Annotated in this window: 27 protein-coding genes; 22 read left to right on the top strand and 5 right to left on the bottom strand. The window is 56.8% G+C overall.

Going from position 1 to position 26560, the window contains the following annotated elements; translation table 11 throughout:
- The first annotated feature begins 149 nt into the window (after window positions 1-149).
- From VGR81_14025 to VGR81_14015, 3 genes are read left to right on the top strand one after another with little or no spacing between them, the layout of a single operon-like run.
- On the top strand, window positions 150-704 hold the full coding sequence (locus tag VGR81_14025; GenBank protein HEV2290057.1) for a sigma-70 family RNA polymerase sigma factor: 555 nt from the start codon (window positions 150-152) through the stop codon (window positions 702-704).
- A complete protein-coding gene (locus VGR81_14020; GenBank protein ID HEV2290056.1) occupies window positions 701-1501 on the top strand; it encodes a hypothetical protein in 801 nt (266 codons plus the stop codon). The genes VGR81_14025 and VGR81_14020 overlap by 4 nt, the downstream gene beginning before the upstream one ends.
- Before the next feature lie 27 nt (window positions 1502-1528).
- A complete protein-coding gene (locus VGR81_14015; GenBank protein ID HEV2290055.1) occupies window positions 1529-2089 on the top strand; it encodes a hypothetical protein in 561 nt (186 codons plus the stop codon).
- Window positions 2090-2185: 96 nt separating this feature from the next.
- On the opposite strand, the gene VGR81_14010 is transcribed toward VGR81_14015, so the two are convergent.
- Window positions 2186-2929 carry a hypothetical protein gene (locus VGR81_14010; protein ID HEV2290054.1) on the bottom strand — a complete coding sequence of 248 codons (744 nt, stop codon included), beginning with the start codon at window positions 2927-2929 and terminating at the stop codon, window positions 2186-2188.
- A gap of 130 nt (window positions 2930-3059) precedes the next feature.
- Window positions 3060-3968, bottom strand: a complete 909-nt coding sequence (locus VGR81_14005; protein HEV2290053.1) for a TIGR01777 family oxidoreductase — start codon at window positions 3966-3968, stop codon at window positions 3060-3062.
- Window positions 3969-4118: 150 nt separating this feature from the next.
- On the opposite strand from VGR81_14005, the gene moaD reads away from it, so the two are divergent.
- The 10 genes from moaD to VGR81_13955 all read left to right on the top strand — a co-directional run bounded on the left by moaD (window position 4119) and on the right by VGR81_13955 (window position 13044).
- A complete protein-coding gene (gene moaD / locus VGR81_14000) occupies window positions 4119-4364 on the top strand; it encodes a molybdopterin converting factor subunit 1 (GenBank protein ID HEV2290052.1) in 246 nt (81 codons plus the stop codon).
- Between the two features lie 33 nt (window positions 4365-4397).
- Window positions 4398-4838 (top strand): molybdenum cofactor biosynthesis protein MoaE, encoded by a 441-nt coding sequence (locus VGR81_13995; GenBank protein ID HEV2290051.1) that lies wholly within the window; start codon window positions 4398-4400, stop codon window positions 4836-4838.
- A gap of 33 nt (window positions 4839-4871) precedes the next feature.
- Window positions 4872-5771, top strand: coding sequence for a VWA domain-containing protein (locus VGR81_13990; GenBank protein HEV2290050.1), 900 nt, complete (start codon window positions 4872-4874; stop codon window positions 5769-5771).
- Window positions 5768-6604, top strand: coding sequence for an inositol monophosphatase family protein (locus VGR81_13985; protein HEV2290049.1), 837 nt, complete (start codon window positions 5768-5770; stop codon window positions 6602-6604). The genes VGR81_13990 and VGR81_13985 overlap by 4 nt, the downstream gene beginning before the upstream one ends.
- Window positions 6605-6777: 173 nt before the next feature.
- Complete coding sequence (locus VGR81_13980) at window positions 6778-7737, top strand: metallophosphoesterase (protein HEV2290048.1); 960 nt, start codon at window positions 6778-6780, stop codon at window positions 7735-7737.
- Entirely contained in the window at window positions 7700-9031 is a 1332-nt protein-coding gene (locus VGR81_13975; protein HEV2290047.1) for a thymidine phosphorylase, read from the top strand. Before VGR81_13980 ends, VGR81_13975 begins: the two co-directional genes overlap by 38 nt.
- Window positions 9032-9066: 35 nt before the next feature.
- The gene (locus tag VGR81_13970) at window positions 9067-10308 is read left to right on the top strand and encodes a nucleoside transporter C-terminal domain-containing protein (protein ID HEV2290046.1); all 1242 of its coding nucleotides are present in this window, start codon (window positions 9067-9069) and stop codon (window positions 10306-10308) included.
- On the top strand, window positions 10305-11171 hold the full coding sequence (locus VGR81_13965; GenBank protein HEV2290045.1) for a purine-nucleoside phosphorylase: 867 nt from the start codon (window positions 10305-10307) through the stop codon (window positions 11169-11171). Before VGR81_13970 ends, VGR81_13965 begins: the two co-directional genes overlap by 4 nt.
- Before the next feature lie 20 nt (window positions 11172-11191).
- Complete coding sequence (gene cdd, locus VGR81_13960) at window positions 11192-11584, top strand: cytidine deaminase (protein ID HEV2290044.1); 393 nt, start codon at window positions 11192-11194, stop codon at window positions 11582-11584.
- Window positions 11585-11634: 50 nt separating this feature from the next.
- Window positions 11635-13044, top strand: a complete 1410-nt coding sequence (locus tag VGR81_13955) for an amidohydrolase (GenBank protein ID HEV2290043.1) — start codon at window positions 11635-11637, stop codon at window positions 13042-13044.
- A 54-nt stretch (window positions 13045-13098) separates the two neighbouring features.
- Here the strand turns inward: VGR81_13955 and VGR81_13950 are convergent, their stop codons facing one another.
- Window positions 13099-13881, bottom strand: a complete 783-nt coding sequence (locus VGR81_13950; GenBank protein ID HEV2290042.1) for a hypothetical protein — start codon at window positions 13879-13881, stop codon at window positions 13099-13101.
- A gap of 172 nt (window positions 13882-14053) precedes the next feature.
- Window positions 14054-14992 (bottom strand): RodZ domain-containing protein, encoded by a 939-nt coding sequence (locus tag VGR81_13945; protein ID HEV2290041.1) that lies wholly within the window; start codon window positions 14990-14992, stop codon window positions 14054-14056.
- Window positions 14993-15147: 155 nt separating this feature from the next.
- Between VGR81_13945 and VGR81_13940 the strand changes: the two genes are divergently transcribed.
- Complete coding sequence (locus VGR81_13940) at window positions 15148-16308, top strand: sensor domain-containing diguanylate cyclase (protein ID HEV2290040.1); 1161 nt, start codon at window positions 15148-15150, stop codon at window positions 16306-16308.
- 51 nt (window positions 16309-16359) lie between these two features.
- Here VGR81_13940 and VGR81_13935 read toward each other — a convergent pair whose 3' ends face one another.
- Window positions 16360-17373 (bottom strand): alcohol dehydrogenase, encoded by a 1014-nt coding sequence (locus VGR81_13935; protein HEV2290039.1) that lies wholly within the window; start codon window positions 17371-17373, stop codon window positions 16360-16362.
- A 145-nt stretch (window positions 17374-17518) separates the two neighbouring features.
- Here VGR81_13935 and lptC point away from each other — a divergent pair, with 145 nt between their 5' ends.
- The 8 genes from lptC (at window position 17519) to rpoZ (ending at window position 26547) form a co-directional block, all read left to right on the top strand.
- Complete coding sequence (gene lptC, locus VGR81_13930) at window positions 17519-19768, top strand: LPS export ABC transporter periplasmic protein LptC (protein HEV2290038.1); 2250 nt, start codon at window positions 17519-17521, stop codon at window positions 19766-19768.
- A 6-nt stretch (window positions 19769-19774) separates the two neighbouring features.
- Window positions 19775-20500: an LPS export ABC transporter ATP-binding protein gene (gene lptB / locus VGR81_13925; GenBank protein ID HEV2290037.1), complete on the top strand. Its 726-nt coding sequence runs from the start codon at window positions 19775-19777 to the stop codon at window positions 20498-20500.
- 4 nt (window positions 20501-20504) lie between these two features.
- Complete coding sequence (rpoN, locus tag VGR81_13920) at window positions 20505-21947, top strand: RNA polymerase factor sigma-54 (GenBank protein ID HEV2290036.1); 1443 nt, start codon at window positions 20505-20507, stop codon at window positions 21945-21947.
- 11 nt (window positions 21948-21958) lie between these two features.
- Entirely contained in the window at window positions 21959-22843 is an 885-nt protein-coding gene (gene rapZ / locus VGR81_13915; protein ID HEV2290035.1) for an RNase adapter RapZ, read from the top strand.
- 93 nt (window positions 22844-22936) lie between these two features.
- Window positions 22937-24772, top strand: coding sequence for an ABC transporter ATP-binding protein (locus tag VGR81_13910; GenBank protein HEV2290034.1), 1836 nt, complete (start codon window positions 22937-22939; stop codon window positions 24770-24772).
- Window position 24773: 1 nt separating this feature from the next.
- Window positions 24774-25676, top strand: a complete 903-nt coding sequence (locus tag VGR81_13905) for a YicC/YloC family endoribonuclease (GenBank protein HEV2290033.1) — start codon at window positions 24774-24776, stop codon at window positions 25674-25676.
- A gap of 15 nt (window positions 25677-25691) precedes the next feature.
- Window positions 25692-26315, top strand: a complete 624-nt coding sequence (gene gmk / locus VGR81_13900) for a guanylate kinase (protein HEV2290032.1) — start codon at window positions 25692-25694, stop codon at window positions 26313-26315.
- A gap of 7 nt (window positions 26316-26322) precedes the next feature.
- On the top strand, window positions 26323-26547 hold the full coding sequence (gene rpoZ, locus VGR81_13895) for a DNA-directed RNA polymerase subunit omega (GenBank protein HEV2290031.1): 225 nt from the start codon (window positions 26323-26325) through the stop codon (window positions 26545-26547).
- Window positions 26548-26560: the final 13 nt, after the last annotated feature.

Below are 26560 nucleotides of genomic sequence, written 5' to 3'. Positions count from 1 at the left end.
GATGTAGCGTTTCAGAATGGAACTACAAAATGGGAGTTTATCCCTCTTGGGAGTAAATAAAGCCACTGGCGAGTCGAATGTTGTGGAGAACGTGTGCAACATGGGTGATCGGAAACGAGGCGAGCGGCGTCTTGTATAGCGGGAAGGCAATGGATGCATTGACGGCGGGGTGCGGCGAGATATTAGTGAGCCAGGACGATTCGCTCGAGCGCGAATTTCAGGCGCGTCTGGAGGAGTGTGGGACGCTAGCGTTTCGCGTGGCGCTGGGGGTGCTGCGGAATCGTGCGGAAGCGGAGGATGTGGCGCAGGAGGCTTTGCTGCGTGCCTACCGTAAATTTCACAGGTTGCGCGACCGGGATAAATTCCGAAGCTGGCTCGTGCGAATCGCGTGGCGCACAGCTTTGAACCACGTGCGCGCCGGGCGGCGAAGGACAAATTACGAACAAGATGCGGCGATGAATGACACGCGCGAAATGGCTCATGCGAAGCAAAGCGCAGAAGAGATTGCAGCGTCGAGAGAATTTCAGGGACGGCTGAGACAGGAAATGGATGCGTTGCCTGAAAAATTGCGGATCGTGATGGTGATGACGGGAATTATGGGCTACGACACGCCAGAAATTGCGAAGCTGCTCGGTTTGCCAGAGGGCACGGTGAAATCGCGGATGCGGCTGGCGCGGAAAAGGCTGGCGGAGAGCTTGCGATGAGGCGGCAGGTAAACAATGCGTTGAGAGGCGTGGTCGCGGACTGTGAAAAGTATCGAGCTGTGATGATCGAAGCGGCGACGGATGGAATGGCAGCGAGGCAGCGCACGGATTTTGAGATGCACGTTCAGAAATGCCCAACATGCAGCGAGGAATTGCGGCGCGCGAAGATGCTGTTGGGAGAAATTGACAAGGGCGTGGCGAGTGAAGTGGCGGGTGAACCATCGGCGGATTTGCTTCGCGTCGTGTGGCAAAGGATAGCGGAAGAAGGGACGGCGAAAAGTGCGATGGCGCCGCGATGGCTTGCAATCGCGGCATGCGCGGCGATGGTCTTAGCAGCGGTGACGTGGGCAATGCGAAGACAAGAACGAACTTTTCCTGCCGCAGGAGAAAGAGTACGGGTCGCAGCAAAGAATGAGCCGGCGAGGTGGCCGTCGGTTCCGGCGGCGATTCAATCCAGCGAAACATCGAAAATCCCCGGCGCACGAACAGAGGCGGTGATTGCCGGCGGCCGGCGAATTGCAGTGCGCAGGACGCAGAATGGAAAACGCGAGCCGGAAGTGCTCGTGCCATTAGGAGAGATGCAGTTGGTGATGAAGCTGGCGGCGATGTTGAAAAGCGCGCAAGGAGCGAATGGAGCGACGATTGTCGCAGGACTGAAGCGAACGCAATCCGATCAGCCTTTGGAGATCAAGCCGCTTGAGATCGCGCCGCTCGATGCGACCAAGGAAGGCGGCGCAACGGCCGGAGGCGGCGTGAATGATGCGAATCCCAAGTTTGTGGATGGCGACAATCGATAGACGCGGAAACCCCAAAAGGAGCGAACGATGAAGCTTGGAAGGCGAATATTCGGATTCCTGATGTGCCTGGCGATGATACCAGCAGCGGTGCGAGCACAGGATCAAGCGAAGAGTTCAAGCGAGGAGGTTGCGAAGCATCTGCGAGTCGACTTTCTGCTCACGGAATATAATGGCGAGCAGAAAATCAGCAGCATGCCTTACACGATGTATGTCGAGGCGCTACCGGCAGGAAGAGGCCGCCAGATGGGGCAGCTGAGGATGGGGGTCCGAGTTCCGATTTCCCGGGGCAATGATATTTCCTACCAGGATGTCGGAACAGGCATCGACTGCACGCCATTGATTCTCGCGGACGATTCATACGATTTGCTGGTGAACATCGATCGGTCGTCCGTTTATGCCACGGACAACACCCAAGGCAAGACCGATCAAATCCTTCAGGCCGTGGGTGGATATCCGGTGATACGCAATTTTAATGCGCATTTCAGTCTGAAATTACACGATGGCGAAACGGCAGAGGGGACCTCGGCCACGGATCCGTTCAATGGCCATGTGCTGAAAGTTATGGTGACACTACACGTTGTGAAATAACGGTTCGGAAGAAAACTCTCTGCGACAAGAAAAGGCGCTTCCAATAAAGAAGCGCCTTTTTTTATTTCGGCAAAGCTCTTTTCGAACAGTTACCAATTACGGGCCCGGAAAGCTCGACGGGCTTACGTGATGGCGTTCGTGGTGATTTAGGATGATTGCCACGATGGTTATCGCACCAATGCTAGCGGCGGCAAAGATAACGATTAAACCCTTGCGGCGCCTCGCAGAACGATTCTGATTGGGATTCTGGTCCTGATTCTGCTCGGAAGGAATCATGTCCACGGCGATTGCGGAGCCCGAAGGGATCAGGCGCGTCGCGCCGTCGTGTTCGGTGGTGACGAGGAGATCACCCTTTTCGGAGCCAATGATCGCTGAAGTTGGCGACGTAAAATAAACGTATCCGGAAGCCTCGGGCGAATTCGCCGGGCGAATCGTGGCATCGTAGAGTAAACCTTCAACCATCGTTTGCGCCGTACTGCGGAATTTGACGGTGCCTTGGGACACATCGAAATCGATGGGAGCATCTGGGGTATTCGGAGTCGAAATGCGGTCTTCACTAAGCTGAACTTGCGTGTCTTGCCCGAGAAGAATACCCGCGCCACCCGACAAAGCCAACCAAGCATCGCCTTTTTCGCTGGTTTGAACGATGTCGCCGTCGTAGATGTTCGTGCCTTCAACGAGCGAAATGCCGCGAACCGATGCAGATTGGCTATTTGTAACTGTTCCGATGACGGCGGGACTTCCCCAAAGAGGAACAGCAACGAGGGCGGCGATTCCGATGGAGAGAGCTTGGCGAACGACCTTCAAAACATCAGCAGAAGAACTTGCCGGCTTACGCATTCCGCCTACTCCGAGACGCCATGAGCCAAGTGAAATTCATCTCGCCGGGCTGGTTAAAGGCTAACAAAATGCGCGACGATGTCAACGGGAACAATTAAAAAACAGCGAGTCATCCGGCGCGCGAAAAAATCTAGTGAAACAGGGATCGAAGTGCTTCTCTCAAATCCGAATGGCGAAATTGATAGCCGCTGGATCGCAGATTCTGGGGAATGACGCGCTGGCTGGAAAAGAGCAGGGCATCAGCCATTTCGCCGAGCGCCAAGCGAAGAATCGCGCGCGGCGCAGGAAAGATAGCTGGGCGGCGCAATGCACTGGCCAGTGTGCTAGTGAAACGAGAATTCGTGACTGGATTGGGGGAAACGGCGTTCACCGGGCCATGCAGAGAATCCTTATCGATGGAATAGCGAATGATGGAGACGGCTTCGTCAAGCGTGAGCCAGCTCATCCACTGGCGGCCGTTGCCCAGGCGTCCACCGACGCCAAGACGAAACGGAGGAAGCATGCGCTTAAGCGCGCCGCCTTTTTCGGCCAAGATCACACCGAAACGGAGTGAAACTGTGCGAATACCCGACTCTTCTGCTTGCGCGACTTCAGATTCCCAGCCGCGGCAAATCTGAGCGAGGAAGTCATTGCCCGGTCCGGAAGATTCGGTGAGAGTTTCGTCGCCGCGGTCGCCGTAAAAGCCGACCGCGGACGCGGAAACGAGGACGCGCGGCTTGCGCTGCAGCTTTCTCAGGCCGCCGACAAGATGGTGTGTCGCGTCGACACGGCTGCGACGAAGAATTTCCTTGCGGGCGGAGGTCCAGCGGCCGTCGCCGATCGAAGCGCCAGCGAGATGAACGATAGCGTCCGCGCCTTCCATGGCGGCGAGATCGATCGAGCCGGCCGGCGGCTCCCAGCGAATGCTTTCCGAAGCAGGACCAGGCTGCGATGGCGAACCAGAACGGACGAGGCGCGCAATCTGATGATTATCGGAGCGAAGAGCATCGACGAGCGTGCTGCCAATGAGTCCGGACGAACCCGAGATGATGATTTTCACGCAAAGCTCCTTTGGCAAATCCGGGGTTCAGCGATCGAGCACTTCTAAACTACGTGGAGATGGCAGGAGCGTCAAGGACGGCACTCATGCGGAAAAAAGCGCGGGTCGGGAAAGATAGCGAGAGCGTGCTTTGAGGGATAGAATAGAAACATGCAGGTGCGCGTGCTTTTCTTCGGACAATTGAAGGAGATCGTGGGCACAGAAGAAGCGACGTTGGAGGCTTCCGAAGGCGCGAGCGTGGAGGACTTGTTCTCGATCTATGCGCAGCGATTTCCGCGGCTGAAGGGGTTCCGCGACTCCGTGGCGCCGGCGGTCAATCGAGAATATGCCCATTGGAGCGCCGTGCTGCGCCCGGGAGATGAAGTCGCGTTGTTACCGCCAGTGAGCGGGGGATAGGAGTCGAAAATCAGCGAAGAAATCTACCGGATCGTGCGCGAGAAGATCGCGACCAGCGAAGTCGCGGCAAAGTTGAAGCGGCCAGAAGATGGCGCGCTGGCTCTGTTCGAGGGCATCGTGCGAAATCATTCGCGCGGCAAGCAGACACTTTATCTCGAATATGAAGCCTACGAAGCGATGGCGCTGGCGAAAATGCGGGAGATCGGCGCGCAGATGAAAGAACGGTTTGCCATTGACGGGCTGGCGATGGTGCACAGGCTCGGGCGGCTCGAGATCGGGGAGACCAGTGTGCTGGTTGCCGTAAGCGCGGCCCATCGGGGAGCAGCATTCGATGCCTGCCGATATGGAATCGATACGCTGAAGCGGGTCGTGCCGATCTGGAAGAAGGAGTATTTCGCAGACGGCGGCGTTTGGGCGGAAGGTGCGAAAGTCTCCGCGGAAGCCTTTTCTCCCGAGAACACATCTACACAATAAATGAACCGGCTGACGTCAATTGTGGCGGCCTGCGTGGCCGTTTCTTTGGTGCTTGCCTTTGTGCCGGCAGCCAAGGCGCAAACGGACGGACGAATTCGCGTGGAGACGGATTTGGTGAGCGTCCCGGCGACCGTCCTCGATTCCACCGGCAAGCCCGTCGCGGATTTGCCGGAATCGGCATTCAAGCTCGACGAAAATGGCGTCGAGCAGAAAATCGCAAGATTCGAGACGCAGACAAACCGGCCGCTCGAATTGTCGCTCATGGTGGATTCGAGCATGAGCACGACCATGGAGATGAAATTTGAGAATGAGGCAGCAGCGCGGTTTATCAAACTCGTCGTGCGCCCCGGCGATGTGCTTGGGGTCTTCGAATTCTCCGACGATGTGACGGAGCTTTCGGCCGGTTTTTCCTCGAATATTTTGAAATTGCAAGCAGCGGCGCAAAAGATCTCCCCGGGCGGAGGAACTTCGCTTTTCGATGCGATTGTGCTGGGATCGCAAGAGCTTGAAAGATTGCCGCGAGACCGGCGGCGCGTCATCGTGCTCGTGACGGACGCTGGAGAGACGACGAGCCGCTCCTCCTATGAGGAGGCACGGCAGGCAGCGATCCAGTCCGAAGCGCTGCTGTATACGATTCTCATACGGGCGGTGAAAAATGAGAATGGCAGGAACACGGCTGGAGAACACGCTATCGAAACAATTATCCAGTCGACTGGCGGAGCCGTCTATTACGCAGATGCAATGAGCCAACTGGATGCGATGTTCGAGCAGATCAGCCGTGAGCTGCGCACGCAGTACTTGCTGAGCTATTATCCCGTGCCGAAAGAAAAGCCGGGAACGTATTGCCGAATTGAACTGGAGATTTCGGGAGGGCCGTATACCCTGCATTACCGGCAGGGATATCTAGCTACGGGAGTGCCGGGAGAAGAATGAGCAAAGAAGGCACCAGCGCCAGAGAATTTCTAGAGGTTGCCGTCGAGGCCGCCCAACGCGGCGGAGCAATTATCGCCGAGGCCATGGATCGCCCGAAGAACGTCACATACAAGACCGAAGTGGACCTGGTGACCGAGACGGATAAGAAATCGGAAGCCGCGATCGTCGAATGGCTGCGAAAGCACTTCCCGCAGCATGCGATTATTGCCGAGGAAGGGGGCATCTCCGGTCCCGATATCTCGGCGAGATATAAGTGGTACGTGGACCCGCTCGATGGGACGACCAATTTCGCGCATGGCTATCCGGTTTTTGCGGTATCTATAGGCCTCTTCGAAGAGGGGCAGCCGCTTGTTGCTGCAATTTGCAATCCAGTGACGCGAGACATTTTTACCGCGATGCGTGGCGGGGGAGCCCATCGAAACGAAAGGAAAATTCACGTTTCGAACGTGGACAAGCTCGCGAAAAGCCTCGTGGCCACTGGATTCCCGACGCACAAGCGCGTGCAGAATCCAAATATTGATTACTATTGGGAGTTCACGCTCCGCTCGCATGGCGTGAGGCGCGCCGGCGCGGCGGCGCTGGACCTGTGTTCCGTTGCGTGCGGTCACTTCGATGGCTTCTGGGAGTTTGGGCTAAAGCCGTGGGATACGGCTGCGGGGATTTTGCTGGTACAGGAAGCGGGAGGTGTAGTCTCGGATTTTTCCGGGCGACCGTACACGCCGGGAGGGAGGGAAATCCTCGCATCGAATGGACTGGTACACGAAGAAATGCGCGAACTCGCTTGCAAGATTGCCGCGAAGAAATCGGATGAGGGGACCTTCGTCCCGGGATAGGTTTCCACGTCGGCCGGAACGGATCCTGGCAAGTATTTTCGCAACCGCAACGAATCAAAAGAAGTTGCACCAAGGTACAGGTAATCCTGTGTGTGCCGGCAGGGATTTGCGCCTTTACTAGCACAACTGACGAGTGGTAGCCTGCAAGTTCGCGGCAGTTTTCTGAGGAGAGCATGTCTTACGCTCACGCGCTAGAACAACCGAGGCGGCGTCCTAATTTGGCTGACCCGTGGCACCGGCTGGCCGGCCGGTGGCACAACGGTGGCATCGAGCAATATTCACTGGGCCAGTCGCATGGCATGCACAAGCTGCGGCGCCTGCGGTTTCGCGGCGGATTCGAAGTCACAGAGCACCGTATGAGCCTCGAGGGCCTGCCGGATGCATTCCGCGGTTTCCGCATCGTCCATCTGACAGACATCCACTATGGGTTGTATTTTCCGGCGGAAGCACTGGCCTCGCTCGTGGAGATGACCAACGAGCTGGAGCCGGATTTGGTGGCTATCACCGGAGATTTTGTTACACGGTCGCGCAATTACATCGAGCCAGTTGCAGATATCCTGAGCGGGTTACGGGCCAGTGAAGGCGTCTACGCCGTGCTGGGAAACCACGATTTCCGCGTCGGGCCGGAAGAAATCGCGAGTGCCCTGGAACGACATGGAATTGACGTGCTGCGCAATCAGCACACATCTCTAAGACGCCGGGGACAGCGGTGCTATCTGGCAGGAATCGATGACTTTTATTACCGCGCCGATTTGCCCAAGGCAATGCGCGGGATTCCGCAGGGAGATCCGACGATCCTGCTTTCCCATAATCCGAGCATCATTGATGACGCTGCGCAAATGAAAATCAGCCTGGTGCTCTCTGGACACACCCACGGCGGGCAGATTCGCCTGCCGCTGGTCGGCTGCCTCTACGGACGCTCCGAAGAGCGCATGCGATTCAAGAAGGGGCGCGATTCCCTGGGCGCAACGCAGATTTACGTAAGCCGAGGCATTGGCACGGTAGTCCTGCCGGTGCGTTATGGATGTCCTTCCGAAATTCCTCGACTGATCCTCGAACCGCATCGGGAGCTTTCCGCCCGACTCGCGATTGCTGATGGCTGGCATTCCGCCTGCCCTCATGCGCGCAGTTGATCTGATCCGCAAAAAACGCGACGGCGGGGAACTGACCCGCGACGAAATCAATTTCCTTGTCGAGGGCGCTGCGCGGGGTACTGTGCCCGATTATCAGCTTGCAGCGTGGCTGATGGCGGTGACGTGCCGCGGCATGTCGCGCGCGGAGACCGCTTTGCTCACGGAAGCAATGCTGCGGTCGGGCGAAGTGATGGATTTCTCCGCCCTTGGTGCGGCGAAGGTTGATAAACACTCGACCGGCGGCGTTGGCGACAAAACCTCCTTGGTCGTCGCGCCTGTGGTCGCAGCGGCCGGATTGTATGTGCCCATGATCAGCGGCCGAGGGTTGGGACATACGGGCGGAACTCTGGATAAGCTGGAATCGATTCCGGGATTTCGCGTCAATCTCTCGCTCCCCGAGTTTCGAACATCGCTGGCGGCCTGCGGATGCGCGTTTGGAGGCCAGACGCCAGAAATCGCACCCGCTGATAAACGCCTTTACGCGCTGCGAGATGTTACCGGGACGGTCGAGAGCCCGGCGCTGATCTGTGGGTCCATTATGAGCAAGAAGCTCGCAGAGGGAATTGATGCGCTGGTTCTCGATGTAAAGGTCGGCGACGGCGCGTTCATGAAAAGCGAAAGCGAAGCCGCGGCGCTGGCGGAGTTGCTCGTTGATACGGCAAAAGGCATGGGCAAGCGCGCCGTGGCGCTGGTTACGGAGATGGGTCAGCCTCTTGGGCGAAAAATCGGCAATGCGCTGGAGGTCGAAGAAGCGCTCGATGTTTTGCACGGGCGCGGACCGGACGATCTGCGCACGCTTTGCTTGGAACTCGCGGCTTGGATGATTTTTCTTGGCGGGCGCGCAGCAAGCGTCGCAGAAGGGAAGCGTCTTGCAGAAGAAATGATTGCGAGCGGACGGGCTCGTGATACATTTCGGCGAGTCGTCGGGCAGCAGGGCGGCGATGAGCGCGTCGTGGAGGACCTGGCGCGCCTGCCGCGAGCACGTAATACGGAAGTTGTGCGGGCCAAGAACGGCGGATTTGTGACGCGCATGGGATGCAAAAGAATCGGACAAGCAAGCGTCGTACTGGGCGGCGGACGCGAAAAAATGGACGATACGATCGATCCGGCGGCTGGCATCGTGCTTGAGAAGAAAGCCGGGGATAGGGTTCAGGCAGGCGAGCCGCTTTGCACCGTGCATTACAACGCTGCGGAGCGGCTTGGCGCAGCGCTGCAGATGCTGGAATCGAGCTTCACAATCGGCGCAGAAGCGCCACAGCGAACTTCGCTGATTCGCCAGATCGTGGGCACATAAAGAAGAGCAATCTTTGGAGAGTTTCGGGGGAATTAATGTTTCATCGCCACTGGACCGGCATTCTGGGAATGGCGACAATTCTCGGGCTCGCCTACCTTTTTTCCACGAACCGCCGGGCGATTCGGCTGAAGACTGTCGGCTGGGGCTTAGCGCTGCAAATTGGCTTTGCGTTCTTCGTCCTCGACACGGAGATTGGCCGCAATCTTTTCGGCGACATCGGCGCGGCAGTAAACAAGTTGCTGGATTATTCGTACTACGGATCGACGTTTGTTTTCGGCGAGCTGGGGAAAAAGAGTTCGCACCTCGGCATGTTCTTCGCTTTTCAGGTTCTGCCCACGATTATTTTCATCGCCGCACTTTTTGCTTTGCTCTACTACTACGGAATCATGCCGTTCATCGTGCGGCAAGCGGCGAAAGTGATGACTCGATTGATGGGCGCGAGCGGCGCGGAATCGCTGAATATCGCGGCGAGCATTTTCATGGGGCAGACAGAAGCGCCGCTGACGATTCGTCCGTTCCTGCCGGAAGCCACGCGTTCGGAATTGATGACCATCATGACCAGCGGAATGGCGCACGTTTCCGGCGGAATCATGGCTGCCTACATCGCCTTTGGAGTCGATGCGAAGCATTTGATTACCGCGGTGATCATGACCGCGCCGGGGACGCTGCTGCTTTCGAAAATGCTCGTCCCGGAAACGGAGACGCCGATCACGGCGGGACGCGTGGAAATTGGCGTGATCGAAAAGGATCCGAATGCCCTCGGCGCACTTTCGCGCGGCACGATTGACGGATTGCATCTCGCTTTGAACGTGGCGGCGATGCTGATCTCCTTCATTGCACTCATTTATTTGTGCGACGGAATTCTTGGCGGGCTGCACAACTGGCTCGCCCCGCATGGGCTGACGCATTTTCCCTCGAGCCTCGAACAGATATTGGGCTGGGCACTTTCGCCGATCGCGTGGCTGATCGGCGTGCCCTGGCGCGACGCAGGTCATATCGGTAGCCTGTTGGGAACACGAATGGTATTGAACGAATTGATTGCGTATGGGCAGCTCGGGCCAATGAAAGCTATGCTCGATCCGCGGTCGTTTACGATTGCCACTTACGCGCTGTGCGGTTTTGCGAACTTCAGTTCCATTGGGATTCAGATCGGTGGCATCGGTGCGCTGGCGCCCAACAAAAGAGACGAGCTGGCGCGGCTGGGGCTTCGCGCTATGTTTGCAGGAACGATGGCCAATTTGATGTCGGCGTCCATTGTGGGGATCATGCTGAAGTGAGCCCAGGATCAAGAGCAAAAACAAGTCAAAGGGGCGAATTCGCGCGCGCGGAACGGGCCGCAAAATTCATTCGCTCGAAAACAATGCTACGGCCGAAAATTGCCATAGTTCTGGGTTCAGGGCTGGGTTCGTTTGCCGACGGTTTGAAAGATGCGACGCGAATTCCATACGAACGCATCCCCGGATTCCCGCGTTCGACGGCGATTGGCCATGCGGGAAACCTCGTCATTGGCAAGGCCGCGGGTGCTGCGATTGCCGTCATGCAGGGACGTGTGCATTTCTACGAAGGATATTCGCTTCAAGGCGTCATTTTTCCGATGCGCGTCCTGGGAAGACTTGGAATTCGCGCGGTGGTCTTGACGAACGCGGCAGGCGGCATCAATCTGAATTTCCGGCGAGGAACATTCGTCGTGCTGCGTGACCATATCAACTTGCAAGGCTCGAATCCGTTGATTGGGCCAAATGAAGAGCGTTTCGGACCACGGTTTCCGGACATGACCGAGGTATACAAGAAAGCCTATCGTGAAATTGCTCAGACGGAAGCGCAACGGCTAGGTTTGCAAGTTTCCGAAGGAGTGTATGCAGCGCTGACTGGACCCAGTTATGAGACGCCAGCGGAGATTCGCTATCTGCGATCGATCGGCGCGGATGTCGTCGGAATGTCCACCGTGCCGGAAGCCATTGCGGCTCGGCATATGAGAATGAATGTGCTTGGCTTGTCGTGCGTGACGAACATGGCTGCAGGAGTGCTTAAAGATCCGCTCGATCACAATGAGGTGCTCGAAACGGGCGATCGCGTCAGCGGACAGTTCATCGCTCTGCTGCAAGCGGTTTTGCCCAGAATCGCCGCGCACATGGATTGAACGAACGGACAGGAATTGAGATGGGCGAAGAAGAAAAATTAATCGTGGCGGCGCGCCAGGCGCGCGAACATGCACATGCGCCTTTCTCTGAATTTCGCGTTGGCGCAGCGGTTCGGACGAAATCAGGACGGATTTTCGGCGGGTGCAACATAGAGAACGCGAGTTACGGGCTGACGCTGTGCGCGGAGCGTGTGGCGATTTTCAAGGCAATTTCCGAAGGGGAGAAAGATTTCGACGCGATTGCCGTCGTCACGGACACGGATAAGCTTACGCCACCCTGTGGTGCGTGCCGTCAAATCATTTGGGAATTTTGCGGAGATGTGCCCGTTGTACTGGCGAATTTGAAAGGCAAAGTCGAACGCGAGCGCTCGGCAAAATTGTTGCCGCGGCCGTTTGACGCCTCTCATCTCTAAAAATACAAATGCACTTCAGTGCTGACCGACATCGAAGGTTGAGGCAAAGCGTGAAATGGACATCATTTATCCTCGCATCGCTTTTCATTGCCGTGAATCTTCCGGCGCAATCGAAACGACAGGCGGATTTGATCATTGCGCACGGGACTGTCGTGACGATGGATGCAGCGCGGCATATATATAACCCGGGCGCCGTGGCCGTGCGCGGGGAAGCGATTCTGGCTGTGGGGCCTGAAGCAGAAATCGAGTCGCGCTACGAAGCAACGAAGACGATTGACGCGACTGGCGAAATCGTGATGCCAGGCCTGATCAACGGGCACGCGCACGCGGCCATGAGTTTGTTTCGCGGGCTTGGCGACGATCTGGCGCTCAATGACTGGCTGCAGAAATACATTTTCCCAGCGGAAGCGAAAAACGTCACGCCGGATTTCGTCGAGTGGGGAACGCGCCTCGGCATTTTGGAGATGCTACGCGGTGGAATCACAACGTACGCGGATATGTATTATTTTGAGGACGATGTCGCGCGCGTAACAAAAGAGGCTGGGATGCGCGGCGTGCTTGGAGAGACGTTCATCGATTTTCCCTCTCCCGATAACAAGTCCGTGCCGCAGATGATTGCTTATACCGAAGCGTACATCAAGCACTGGCAGGGCGATCCGCTGATCACGCCCGCCGTAGCCCCGCATTCCATCTATACGTGTTCGGCGAAGACGCTGCAAGAAGCCGCGGCGCTAGCGCGGAAGTATCATGTGCCGATTTTGATTCATCTCGCGGAGGCGCCAGCGGAAAGCGCTGGAAGCCGTGCGAAATGCGGTCTTTCGCCGACTGCATATCTGGAGAGCATCGGTTTTCTCGGTCCAGATGTCACCGCTGCGCATTGCGTTTGGGTCGATGCCGGAGACATGCGATTGCTGGCGAGCCGACACGTCGGGTGCGTGCACAATCCCTCGAGCAACATGAAATTGGCGAGCGGCGTCAGCCCCGTGCCCGATTTGATCGCAGCAGGCGTTCCCGTGGGGCTCGGAACCGACGGAGCGGCGAGCAACAACGATCTGGACATGTTTGAAGAAATGGACATTGCCGCGAAATTGCAAAAAGTGGCTCGCTTGAATCCTCAGGCTCTCCCCGCGGAAGAGGCCGTAGCAATGGCGACAATCAACGGAGCGCGAGCGCTGCACATGGGGAAAGAAATCGGTTCGCTCGAAGCGGGGAAAAAAGCGGATGTGATCCTGATTCGTGCGGACGCTCCGCACGCGACGCCCATGTATAACGTATATTCCCAGCTTGTCTACGCGCTGAAAGCCAGCGACGTGGACGCAACGATCGTCGATGGAAGAGTTGTGATGGAACATCGACGAATGCTGACGCTCGATGAAGCGCAAATTCTCGCGAAGGCCCGAGAATACGCGAAAAAGATCCAGGCGTCGCTGGCCACTCACGCTCCCGCGTCCAAAAACTGAATTTCTGCAAGAATCTTTCCTGGGCTGCGAGCGGAACGGCCCGTCCCGCGAAGTCTACTCCTTGCGGGCTTCGTTTCGCGCGTTTCCCATCTTTGCGGCCATGGCGCGAAGAGTTTCCGGAATATTCTTGCTGGCCGAGAGGATTTTCAAGTCGCGCGGGTTGATGCGGGGCAAGAGACGCAAGGAAATGTCGAGCGGAGTTTTCGAATTGGATGCGAGGTTGCGGACGATGGTGTAATTCTTCATCCAGAGGCGATTGTTCGAAATGATGCGGAGAATTTCCTGGGTGAGCGTGGTCATCGCGGCGAAGCTTTCGACTTCCGACTCGGTTAGCCGCGGCGACTGCAGGACAGAACGCTGAACGACTTTGTTCGGATCACGAATCAGCGCAATGCGTTCTTCGCGCCCGCCGAGCAACGCTAATTGCACGCGCTGGACAACGTTCATTTTGGACAGGCGCTGGATGAGAGTCTGGCGCTTCCCTTGATCCATAGGGATTGCCGAGACAGCATCTTCATAATGGCTTTCGCCCAGAGCTCCTCCCAGCAGTTCTTGGAGCAATCCTCGTTGTTCCGCATTCGCCTCAGCCGAAGATGCCAGCGCGTCAATCAAAGGGACACTAGCGGTGAGCCGCTCCAGATTATCGAGCAGGGCCTGGATGCCCGTGGTCGTGAGAAATCCCGCGACCTTGCGAACCGTCGTGGCGGGGCATGAAGGGTTTTTCGCCATCACGTCGGCGATTCCTGGCTTGCCGCCGAGATTTTCAGCGCAATAATCAAAAAGCTGAAGCGCAACATCTACACGTTCGAGCGCCGCTATAAAACTCTCGGCAGGCATGCTAAGAAGGGCCGAGGATGCCCTTTGCGCAACCCCTTCTTCGGGATCCCAGGCGAGAACCGCCAGGATCTCGGCACGCTCGGCTGGAGTAAGCGAAACACCGCCAGTGCAGACCGCCAGTTTCCGCTCCGGACGAGCCCGGCCAGATTTAATTTCCTCGCGAACGTCGTTGCTAATTGGGGCCTCCCAAATTCGATTTCAGATTGTCGCGTGTGAGCGTGATTTTGCCCGGCTGTCCGGGAGGGCCAAGCGGCGGAACTGTGCGGCCATTCAGTTCCAAAAGAACGGCGCTGGATTTACTGGAAGAAACTGTGAAGCTCGTCTGTGCGCGCAGAGTCAACGTGCGCAAAGCATCCAATGTGCCGGAAAAAACTGTCTTGCCATCCGCGAGAACAACAACGTCCGACGTTTCCCCTGCCTCAACCTTCAACTCCATCGGGCCGGAACTCGATGCGGAATCGGAAGAGGGAGAAAGAGCTGGCGCCGGTGGGGCTGTCGAACTCGGAGCAGCAGTGCCAGAGGAACTCGCGAGGTTCTTTGTCATTTGGGTTTGGGCGGGGGATTGAGATTCTGTTTTGGGAGCAACCGTCGAGCGCGCCGGAGTTTGGACTGGCGCTGGTGCTGTAGCTGTATTTCCATTCAGTGAGCCGTTCGAAACAGGGGTTTTCGGACGACTGAAACGCGCCAAAACGGTTCTGAAAATTGGGTGGGACTCGTGCCATGCACGGATGGTTGGGCCATACCGGCGATATCCGTAAATAGCACCCGCGACTATTCCGGCCACAACCAATATTGCGATTACAATTGCGAACCAGTTCGGCCGCATGCGAACGGGCTCTTTGGTCCAAACTGCAATCTCCGGCCGCTCGCGCGTCTCAAGTGCGTATTCCGCGACGAGACCCTCTTCATCCAAACCGAGGAATCTGGCGACAGAGCGGATGAATCCGCGGTTGAAGATGCCTCCCGGGAGGCGCTCCCATTGCTCATTTTCCAGGGCTTCGAGGAATCGGATGCTGATGCGCGTGGCCGCAGCCACTTCCTCCAGCGAAACGCCGCGCATTTCGCGCTCGCGCTTCAAATGTTCACCAAACACATGCGAAGTAGGGCTCATGGGAACGTGCTCAATAAAAAATATAGGCGGCCATGAGAGGGGTGTCAATCAATGCTCTCGTGGCTGGTACCATGCCGTTGAGCCGATTTGACTCTTACGCACGACACGAATGCTGTCGGTTGCAGTCCCGCTCTCGCGTACTTATAATGCCAACGATGCCCGAAGGTGAATCGCATCCAACCGAACCAGTTCTTGGCGGTCTAAACCGAAAAGTGCCCGAACCCAAACCCTTTCACGGAATCGAACGCCGCCGAAACCCAGCCGTAGTGCGCCACGAACCCATTCCCGAAGGAAACGAAGTTGCCGTCTTCCATGAACTCGGCAAAGCTCTGACTTCTTCTCTGCAACTCGATCAGGTCTTGCGCACGATCATGGAGAAAATCAATGAAGTACTGCGGCCGGACACATGGTCGTTGCTGCTGATGGACACCGAAAAACAGGAACTTTACTTCGAAATCGCCACAGGCGAAGGGTCTGACGCCCTGAAAGACGTGCGAATCAAACTCGGACAGGGAATTGCCGGCTGGGTTGCGCAGACGGGTGAAGTCGTCGTGGTACCGGACACCAGAACGGATTCGCGCTTCTTTTCTCAGGTCGACGAAAAGACAAAGATGCAGACGCGTTCCATTGTGGCCGTGCCGGTGCGTTTCCGCGACCAATGCCTCGGCGTAATCGAGCTGATTAATTGCGTGGGCGATGCCGGCTTCAGCCCGCGAGAGTTGGCTTTGCTTGAGGCGCTTGCCGATTATGCAGCGATCGCTATTGAAAACGCGCGTCACGTCCAGCGCATTCACGAACTCACGATTACGGATGACTGCACGAGTCTTTACAACGCGCGGCATCTCAATTTCATGCTGGACACGGAGATTTATCGATCCCATCGCTACAGCTACGAATTTTCGCTTATTTTCATTGACCTCGACCATTTCAAGAATGTGAACGACACGCACGGGCATTTGATGGGATCGAAACTACTGGGCGAAATCGGCAACGTGATCAAGGACAACTGCCGGCTGATTGATTTCGCGTTTCGCTACGGCGGCGACGAATTCGTGCTGCTTTTGCCGCAGACTTCCAAAGAGAACGCCTGCCGCGTGGCTAAGCGATTGCATGGGTTGATCCGCAGCACAACGTGGCTGAAGGATGTCGGCTTGAATGTGCACGTCACGTCGAGCGTTGGCGTCGCTTCGTATCCCGTCGACTCTGCCGACAAGGCCGGACTTCTGCATTTGGCCGATGAGGCCATGTACCTGGTGAAGAATACAACGCGTGACCGGGTTGCCGCGGCCAATACGGGCGTATTGCCACAAGCCTAACTCCACAGCTTCCGCAGTCGAGTCCTCGCCGCTGAGCCTTCGGCAGCAAAATTACATTGTCAGCACAACTCTGAATTCTGCTTTGCCGCTGGCCATTCGTGCAAAAGCTTCGTTCACTTTGGCAAGAGGAAATCTCTCAACCATCGGCCGGACGCCGGTCAATTCCGCGAATCGCAGCGTGTCTTCCGAGTCCGCCGGAATCCCTGACGACCAGCCCTGAATGCTTTTCTTTCCGCTGATGAGTTGAATCGGCGCAACCTCGATTGGCTCCGGCGCCGCACCAAGCACGATCATCTTGCCGTTCGGCCCGAGGCCATTGATCAGCGAAGACATGGATTTCGAATTTGGCGCCGTCGCCAAAATGACCTGTGCGCCGCCAAGTTTTTGCAACTCTTCTGCTGCATTGGCGGTTTGGCTATCAATGTACACGTTTGCTCCCAGTTTTTTCGCGAGGGGCGCGTTCGCGGATCCTCGGCCAACCGCGGCCACTTTATAGCCAGACTTACTGCCGAATTGGATTCCCAAGTGGCCGAGGCCGCCGATTCCTTGCACGGCAATCAGATCCCCGGGAAGTGCGCCGGCGTGGCGCAATGAGTTGAATGTCGTGACGCCCGCGCACAGCAGCGGTGCAGCTTCGGCAGCGTCAAGGCTATCCGGCATCGCCGCAAGTGACTCGACAGGTGCAATCATATATTCCGCATAGCCGCCATCGAAGCTGATCCCGGATACCTGCAGACTCGGGCAGTTGCCGAAATCTCCGCGGCGGCAAGTTAAGCATGTCCCGTCGTGCTTGCCGTGCCATCCGACGCCGACGCGTTGCCCTTTTTCCCAATTCGTAACACCTGGGCCAACCTCATCGATTTCTCCCGCCACTTCGTGCCCCGGCACGCGCGGATACGTGACGCCCGGCCAGAGGCCATCCTTTGTCAAATGATCGCTGAAGCAGATCCCACAAGCGCGCACGCGAATCCGCACATGTCCTGCTGGTGGTTGAGGGATCTCGCGTTCGACGATTTCGAAATCCGCGCCAGGCTTCGTAACTTGTGCGGCTTTCATTTTTGGCATGATTTTCTCCAGAAAGTGAGATGCTGGGCGTGCGCAGTAGGATTCGCGCCCACGGGTATCTATTGTGATCCACAAACCTGTTTCCTATACTCAGCCTCTAAGTAATGTGGAGAAATGAGTTGATCGTCCGGCAGGAATTAGCGGCATGAAAAACAAAGAGGCTGCGCGCTACGCCCGATGGTCCGCTGGCGTTGCAATCGCCATTGTGCTCGTAGTATTTGCCATTTATTTGCGGGGGCGGATCGGTGCGCGAGTTATGCAAAAAAATCTGCCAGCGCCCGTACCCGCCAGCGTGGCCCAGGAGTCAGCGGGTTTTGCAATCTCGAGGACCGTCAACCACCGCGTGTTGTTCACTGTGCGCGCATCGCGAGCGACGGAGTACAAGGACCAAAATCGCAGCCTGCTCGAAGACGTGCTGATTACCATTTATGGAAAAGAAGGTGACCGCGACGATTCCGTGCGAGCGAGCGAGTGCAGCTATGAACCCGCTTCGGGTAGCATCCGGTGCCAGGGCCAAGTGCAGGTTGATTTGAGAAACGCCGACGCCACATCGTCGGCACAAGGCATGCAATTGCAGACAAGCAACATCCTATTTGACCATGACTCAGGCCAGGTCAGCACACCGAACGATGTGACGCTCACATTTCCCGGAGGCGAAGGGAAAGGAACGGGAGTTGTATACGATCCACAAAACGAAGATGTAAAACTCAAAAGCAACGTGGAATTGAAGCTCACGTCTGTGAGCAGGGGAGACGTGCTCCCGGTGTTTCTGAGCGGCAGTGCGCTGGAATTTCGAAGAGAAACTGACGATTTGTTGCTGTCAGGGCCGGTTCGGGCCACAGAAGGACGACAAGAAATCACGACCGGAGCACTGGAGTTGGTACTGGACGCCGCAATGCAGCCGAAAAGTGTGGTTGCCACCGGGCAGCCGGCGCTGAACGGCAAGGACGCACGAGGAACGGTGTCTCTCACCGCGGAAGAGATGCGAGCGTCATTGGGCGCCGGGGATGTATTGGAAAAAATAGTCGCCAGCGGAAACGTGCATTGCCAGGAGGAGCGGCGCTACGAAACGAACCGATTGGCGGCCAACCGCGTTCAGCTCGTGATGGTTGAGGGTAATGGTCGCAGCATGCCGCGCGAAGTTTTGGCGACAGGGAATGTCCACGCGGAGACCCAATATGGTCAGGTGAAACGAATTTTGGAAACAGAAGCAATGCGCATGAATTTTGCTCCGGACACGGACGGAAAAACAATGCACGTTGATACAGCGGAGACTTTAGCACCGGGGCAGGTTGTTATCAGTGGCCCTGGTGAATCCGATCAGATCCGCGCCGGAAGATTGACTGCAGCGTTTGACGCGAAAAGCAAATTGGATGCTCTCCACGGCGCCTCCGGTGTCGAAGTGATTCATGCGGAAGACTCCAAGCCATCAGAGACGACCTCAGCGCAGAATCTTACGGCCACCTTCGGCGCTGGCGGCGGCGGCGGCGGCGGCTGGCAGACGATCAACGAAGATGGCTCCGTAACGATCCATCAGGCGGGCCGAACAGCGCGTGCGGAGCGAGCGAGAATCACACGCGATACGAACCAGCTCATTCTGACAGGTTCGGCTCAGGTTTCTGACGCGGCTTCGCGATTAAGCGCATCGCGCATTGAGATGAATCAAAAAACGGGAGAAATGCGTGCGAATGACAACGTAGTGGCAAGCTATGTCGCAACGAAGGACAGCGGGGATAGCCTCGCAAAGACGATTTCCGCGAATGTTTCAGCGGACGAGATGACCGGCACGTTTGCCTCACGCGAATCCATCGCTCCACAGAGCGGCGGGCATGCCACGTTCTCCGGACACGCGCGCTTCTGGCAAGACTCTGCGCTGCTCCAGGGGGAGACAATCGAGTTCTGGGGAGATGCCAATCGGGCCGAGGCTCGCGGGAACGTGTTAGCGACCTTTGAAGAACCGGCGGACAAGAGTGCGAAGACCCGGGGCCCGGTGGTTTGGCAAGTGCGCGCACCAGAGGTCGATTACCGGGGTGATCTGAACAGAGTGAATCTGTCCGGCGGCGTCGATGCGCGCTCCGCGAAAGGCACAATTTCGAGCCGTACTATGGAGCTTTTTCTGTCGAATGGCGATGGTGGCCAGCGAAAGCTCGACCATGCCACTGCCGAGGGCGCTGTGCGCATCGAACAGAACGGACGCATCGGCACCGCCGAGCAGGGCGAATACGACGCTCCCGGTGGGAAATTCACACTTTCCGGAGGACAACCCACAGTGTCAGACGGTTCTGGAAACACGACAACGGGCCGTGAATTGACCTTCTTTTTAGCGAGTGATACGATTCTTGTGAAGTCGAAAAAGGGCACGCGAACCGTGACCATGCACCGGATTGCGAAATGAATTCGCATGTTGAAACTCCAAGCCGCCGAGTTGAGCAAGAGCTACCGAGGCCGCACGGTCGTCGATAACGTCAGTTTGGAGATTCACCAGGGTGAAGTGGTTGGGCTGCTCGGGCCGAATGGCGCTGGTAAGACCACGACGTTCTATATTTTGGTCGGGCTGGCGCGGCCGGATTTCGGGCGAGTCCTACTGGATGGCGAGGATATCAGTGACCTGCCCATGTACCTTCGTGCGCGTAGCGGCATCAGCTATCTTCCCCAGGAACCTTCTGTCTTTCGCAAGCTGACTGTAGAAGACAATTTGTTCGCCGTACTCGAAACGCTCCCTATCACCGCAGAGCAACGGCGCGATCGCGTGGAGGAGTTGCTGGCGCAAATGGGACTCGAAGGAATTCGCTACAGCAAAGGTTATGTGCTTTCCGGCGGCGAGCGGCGCCGCTTGGAAATTGCGCGCTCGCTTGCGCTGCAGCCTTCGTTTGTGCTCCTTGATGAGCCCTTTTCCGGAATCGACCCGCTCACCGTCCTGGACTTGCAGAAAATTATCGCCGATTTGAGCGTCGCCGGCATCGGCATGCTCATTACCGATCACAACGTCCGCGACACTCTCGCCGTAACCGACCGCGCCTATATCATTCATGGCGGGAAGATTTTGAGTTCGGGAACGCCTGACGAATTGAGCCAGGATGCGGAAGTCCGCCGGCTCTACCTGGGAGAGAATTTCCGTCTGAACTAAGGCCATGAACTTTCTCCAGCCCAAATTGAATCTTCGGCTCGCGCAAAGGCAAGTTCTGACGCCGGGACTCGTGCAAATGGTGAGCGTGCTGGCGCTCAACCGGCTCGAACTGCGCGAGATGATCAATCAAGAAGTGATGGAGAACCCGATGCTGGAAGTGCTCGGGGATGACGGCGTGGTCACTGAGAATTACACCGACGAAACTTTCGTCAAAGAGGAAACGGAGAAAGTTCCGGAGACGAAAGAAGCTAATCCATTCGACGAGTTCGATATCGGCTCGTTTTTTACTAAATATCTGGATACCGGAGCATCCACCGGTGCCGGAAGCGAACGCGAAGAAACCGAAAAGCCGGGATTCGACAAGTTTTTATCTTCGCCGCAAAATCTGGCTGATTATCTCCTCTGGCAGTTAAGTGTCAGCATTTGCAGTGAACAAGTGCAGAAGATCGCCGAAGTCATCGTAGGAAATCTCGACGAAAACGGATATTTGGTGGCGACGCTCGAGGAAATTGCCCAATCCGGCGGATATTCAGCCGAAGATGTCGAGGAGGCCCTCGCTGTGGTTCAGGAATTCGATCCTCCCGGGATCGCCGCGCGCGACCTGAAGGAATGCCTGCTCTTGCAGGTGAAGCTCCTTGATCCGCAGAATACGCTCGCGCAGCAAATCATCTCCGACCACCTGAAGATGCTGCAAAACAATCAGCTCAAAGAAATCGCGCGAGCGCTAAACCGTCCGATAGAAGCCGTGAAGCGCGCCGTGGACCTCGTAAAGCGTCTCGATCCCAAGCCGGGCCTGCGCTACAACCGGACCGAACCGCGTCTCGTCGAACCGGACATTCAATTCCGCAAAGTCGACGGCGAATGGCAGGCTTTCCTGGATGACGACGACATGCCGCAACTTCGCTTGAGCCCGGTGTACCGCAAGCTCCTGGCGCGCGACGCGGCCGATCGTGATGTGCGCAACTACGTCAAAGAGCGCTTCAGTGCGGCCGTGCAATTGATGAAAAATATCGAGCAGCGGAAGCATACGATCGTGCGCGTCTGCCAGTCGATTCTGCGCCGCCAGCAGGATTTTCTGAATTACGGCGTAGATCATCTGAAGCCGATGATGATAAAAGAAGTTGCCGAAGAGGTCGGCGTGCACCCGTCCACCGTAAGCCGCGCCGTGGCCAACAAATATGCGCACACGCCCCAGGGGGTTTTCGAGCTGCGCTACTTTTTCTCGGAATCCGTGAACGGGCCGCAGGGCAGCGACATGTCGCTTCTCTCTCTGAAGCGGCGGGTCAAGAAAATGATCGAAGAAGAAGACGCGACGCATCCGCTGACCGACGAGCAGATTGCCAAGCGGCTCGACGAAGAGGGCATTCACGTTACGCGGCGGACCGTGGCCAAGTATCGCGAAGATCTGCGCATTCCCAGCACGCATCAGCGACGGCAAAAGAACTGAAGAGCGACGCTTTGGCGCCCAGCCATACGCAACAGAATCGCCAGCTAGTCATTCTCACGGGCCTTTCCGGCTCTGGCAAAGGCTCGGTTCTGCGGACTTTCGAAGATCTTGGATTTTATTGCGTCGATAATCTTCCCGTATCGTTCATTCCTTCTTTCGCCGAATTGTATATGGAGGGCGGCGGCGAATTTGAGCGCGCCGTGCTTCTCGTGGATGCGCGTGAAGGAGAACAACTGAAGCGTCTGCCGGATGTGTACCGCAAATTGCGGCGGGAATATCCGGCAACGCTGGTTTTCATCGAGGCAAGCGAGCAGGCTCTGGCGCGCCGGTTCAACGAGACGCGGCGTCCGCACCCGATGGGCGCTGAATTCTCCATTGCCGAAGGAATCCGCCTCGAGCAGAAACAGATGGCAGCGATTCGCGCTCTCGCGGATGTCGTGATCGATACGACCAAGTTCACCGTACACGATCTGCGCCAGTTCATTATTGAACGTTTTCAAAAAGCAGGACGCAAGCCGCTGTTGATTTCTCTGACGAGCTTCGGCTACCGCTTCGGTTTGCCTGCGGACGCGGACCTGGTCTTCGACGTTCGCTTTTTGCCGAATCCATATTTCGTCGCCAAGCTGCGGCCCTACAGCGGCCAGAATGCCCGCGTAGCCAGATACATTCGCTCTTTCAAGCAGACGGGAGAATTTCTGCGCCGTATCGATGGGCTGCTCGCGTATTTGATTCCGCATTACATTCGCGAAGGAAAGAGCTATCTTACGGTCGCTTTCGGATGCACCGGTGGCCGGCACCGCTCCGTGATGATGGCTGAGGCAGTAGCCAAAGTCCTTGCGAAGCGCGGCTACACGACCAAGATCGAGCACAGAGACCTCGATCGCTCTGTATCGTGACTGTTTGCATTACGAACTCTGGCGCGGCAAACGAGCCTTCGGTAAAGTGGAAGAAGAAACGCTGGTTGGTCACAAGGAAGATCGTAAGGGAAAATGCCCTCCCAACCTCGAAGCTTATTTCAATTTGTGCGGCCATACCGGCTGCGGCTGATTTTTGGAGTTGTGCTGCTGGCGGTCGTCGGAGTCTGCGAAGGGCTGATCGCATTGATGATCATCCCCGCCGTGGATACCATCCTGAACCCGCACAGCACGGCGACGAAGGTAAAGCTCGTCACACTGCCATTCAGTAACCGCGTCATCTATCTCAACTCATTCCTGCCTTCGAATATTCATTACGTCTGGACAGTTTTCGCGATTTGCCTCGTGGCCCTGTTCTTTTTCAAAGCCGGCGCCGAGTTTTTTGGAAGCACGATGATCCAATATGCCGGGCATGCCGGCGTGACCGACTTGCGCAACCAGGTATATGACAAGCTTGTCCGGCAGCCGATTGGTTTCTTTCAGCATAATCCGACGGGACGCCTGATGTCTGCTGCGATCAGCGACGTGGACCAGGTTCGCAGCGCGCTGTCGGAACATCTGGCGGATTTCTTTCAGCAAGTGTTTGCACTCGTGGCCTTCGTGTGCGTTTTGCTCTGGCTGAATTGGCGGCTGGCTCTTGGTTCCGCAATCATCATACCTCTTGTTGTATATCCGGTCGGCAAGCTGGGCCGCCGCATCCGGCGGTCGGTGCAGAACAGCAGGTCGCGCGTCGCGGATCTGAGTCAGATCCTTCAGGAGACGGTGAGTGGCAACCGCGTCGTGAAAGCCTTCGGCATGGAGAATTTTGAAATACAGAAATTCCATGAAGCGGCACGGCGCCTGCTGCGCGAGAACATGCGCTGGGTGAAAGCGTATGTCGTGACCTCACCGCTCATGGATTTGCTAGGGGCGGTCGTCTTCGCCGTTCTGTTGCTCTATGCCCGCGACGAGATACGCCGGAATGTCATGACCACAGGCATGGTGATCGGGTTTATTTATTCTCTTTTCCGCGCGTATGAACCAATCAAGCGGCTGGGCAGTTTGTATCATCAGTTTCAACTCGCCGTCGGCGCGTCCGCGGAAGTCATCGGTTTCCTCGCGCTTAAGGAGGAGTTTGCGGAAAAGCCGGGAAGCGTCGATTTGCCCCGTTTTTCGAAAGAAGTTGAATTTCAAGACGTCGGATTTTCCTACGAAAGCGGGCCGATCGTTCTCCATGATATCGACTTGCGAGTGCCGGCCGGCGGCGTTGTGGCAATCGTAGGTTCGAGCGGTGCGGGGAAAACTACGCTCGTCAATCTGCTGCCGCGATTTCACAGTCCAACGATGGGGACGCTGCGCATCGATGGACAAGATGTGTGCGCGGTGAATCTGCGTTCGTTGCGCGAACAGATGGCGATCGTGACGCAGGAAACGATTCTGTTCAACGACACGGTTTGGAACAATTTGTGTTATGGCCGGCCCGATTTGCCAGAAGCGCGCGTGGTCGCAGCAGCGAAAGCCGCGCTGGCGCACGATTTCATCACCCAATTGCCGCAGGGATATCAGACAAGGATCGGAGATCGCGGCCAGCGTCTTTCCGGCGGCCAGCGCCAGAGGCTCGCCATCGCGCGAGCCTTGTTGAAAGATGCGCCGGTTCTGATTCTCGATGAAGCGACATCGGAACTGGACACGGAGTCCGAGATGCTCGTGCAGCGCGCATTGAACACTTTGATGGAGAACCGCACTGTATTTGTAATCGCGCACCGTCTGTCGACCGTCCGCCGCGCCGATTTGATCGTTGTCTTGGAAGAAGGAACAATCAAGGAGCGCGGCACGCACGAGGAACTCCTCGCCCAGGGCGGCGCCTATGCGCGGCTCTACAATCTTCAATTCCAGGAAATCGAGCCGCCGATGACTGCCGGACCCGTGTAATATGTCTGCCCCGATGCTCAAGTCGATGACCGGATACGCGCAAGCGCGCGTTGAGCAAAATGGCTGGGCCGTTCAACTGAGCCTGCGAAGCGTGAACCATCGTTTTCTCGACGTGCGTATTCGAATGCCGGAAGGATGGGACGCGCTCGAAACGGAAATCCGCCAGTTGACGCGCGAAAGAATTCGCCGCGGACATCTGGATGTGACCCTGCAGGTCGAGGCGGGGAAGAAAAACTCGATTACCATTCATCGCGAAGTTGCCGCCGAATATTTGAAAGCTGCGATGTCATTGAGCGAGCAATTTGGTCTCAAAGCAGATCCGGATGTGGCAGCGATACTCCGTTTGCCCGGCGTTGCGTCATCCGGAGCTCCTGCGGATGATGAGCTTGAAGCGCTCAGTACTGTCGTCCGCTCTTGTTTGGGGCAGGCAATCGACCGGCTGGAACAAATGAAGCAAGTGGAGGGACGGGCGCTCGGCGCGGAGTTATCAGGTCGCCTCGATAATGTGACGCAGGCGGCGCAGAAAATCGAATTGCTTGCGCAGCGCGCGCAGCCCGCATACGCGAAGCGACTTGAGATGCGCTTGAAAGAATTGCTCGGAAATTATTCGCTCGATCCAAACCGGCTGGCGCAGGAAGCCGCGTTTGCTGCTGAGCGCAGCGACACGACCGAGGAATTGGCGCGCCTCAAGAGCCACGTCCAGCAATTCCGCGGCTTGCTGGAAGCGGGCGGCGAAGCTGGCAAGAAGCTCGATTTCCTCCTGCAAGAAATGCAGCGCGAGACGAATACACTGCTCTCGAAGACAAACGGAATCGATAGCGGCGGACTCGAAATCACGCAGCTTGGGCTTGAATTGAAATCCGAGATCGAAAAACTTCGCGAACAGGTGCAGAACGTCGAGTAACATTGTCGGGCAACGATGGCTGAATCGCATGAACCACTCGTCTTTATCGTTTCGGGGCCCTCGGGGTCGGGCAAATCTACGCTCGTGAAAAAGTTGCTGGAGCTTCCCGGGACGATGCTTTCGATTTCCGTCACCACGCGCCCGCCTCGTCAGGGGGAAAGCGATAACCGGTGGTATCATTTTGTATCTCAGGACGAGTTCCAGCGAATGGCGCGAGATGGCGAATTCCTTGAGTATGCCTGTGTTTTCGGAAAGCACAGCTACGGCACGCCGAAGAAATGGCTGGCTGAAGCGCTCGCGCAGAAAAAGGATCTAGTGCTCGAAATCGATGTTCAGGGCGCAAGGCAGGTTCGGGAGAAAGTCCCGGAATCGATCGCCATCTTTATTGTGCCTCCATCAAGGGAAGAGTTGGAAACGCGCCTTCGCGCCCGTGGCTTGGATGGCGAAGATGAGATACGGAGGAGGCTCGAACAGGCGCGCTTGGAGATGGAGCAGTACGTGGATTACGATTATGTCGTGATTAACGAAAATCTTGAGTCGGCGGGCCACGCTGTTCAGGCAATCGCTCACGGAGCGCGTTGCCGGACAATGCAAAATCGGGATCGCGTTCGCAAAATACTGGAATCGTTTGGAGGATAATGCATTTATGGCGGTTTCATCCGAAACACCAGATAGCAGATTCGCTTACGTTGTCCTCGTGGCGCGCCGCGCCCGTCAACTGATGGCTGGGGGCCGGCCATTGATTGAAAATCCCCGAAATCACAAATACACGCGCGTCGCCGAAGAGGAATTGCAGAAGGGAATGTTGGAGTTTGAGCTTCCGGAATCGGCCGATGGTTCAGCCGAAGACGGAAAGCAGAGGAAGTCCTAGGCTTTCGTAGGAA

This window comes from Candidatus Acidiferrales bacterium, from assembly GCA_035934015.1.
Taxonomy (GTDB): Bacteria; Acidobacteriota; Terriglobia; order Acidiferrales; family UBA7541; genus DAHUXN01.
Note: the sequence above shows the minus strand (reverse complement) of the source record. Positions and strands in the feature narration are given on the sequence as shown.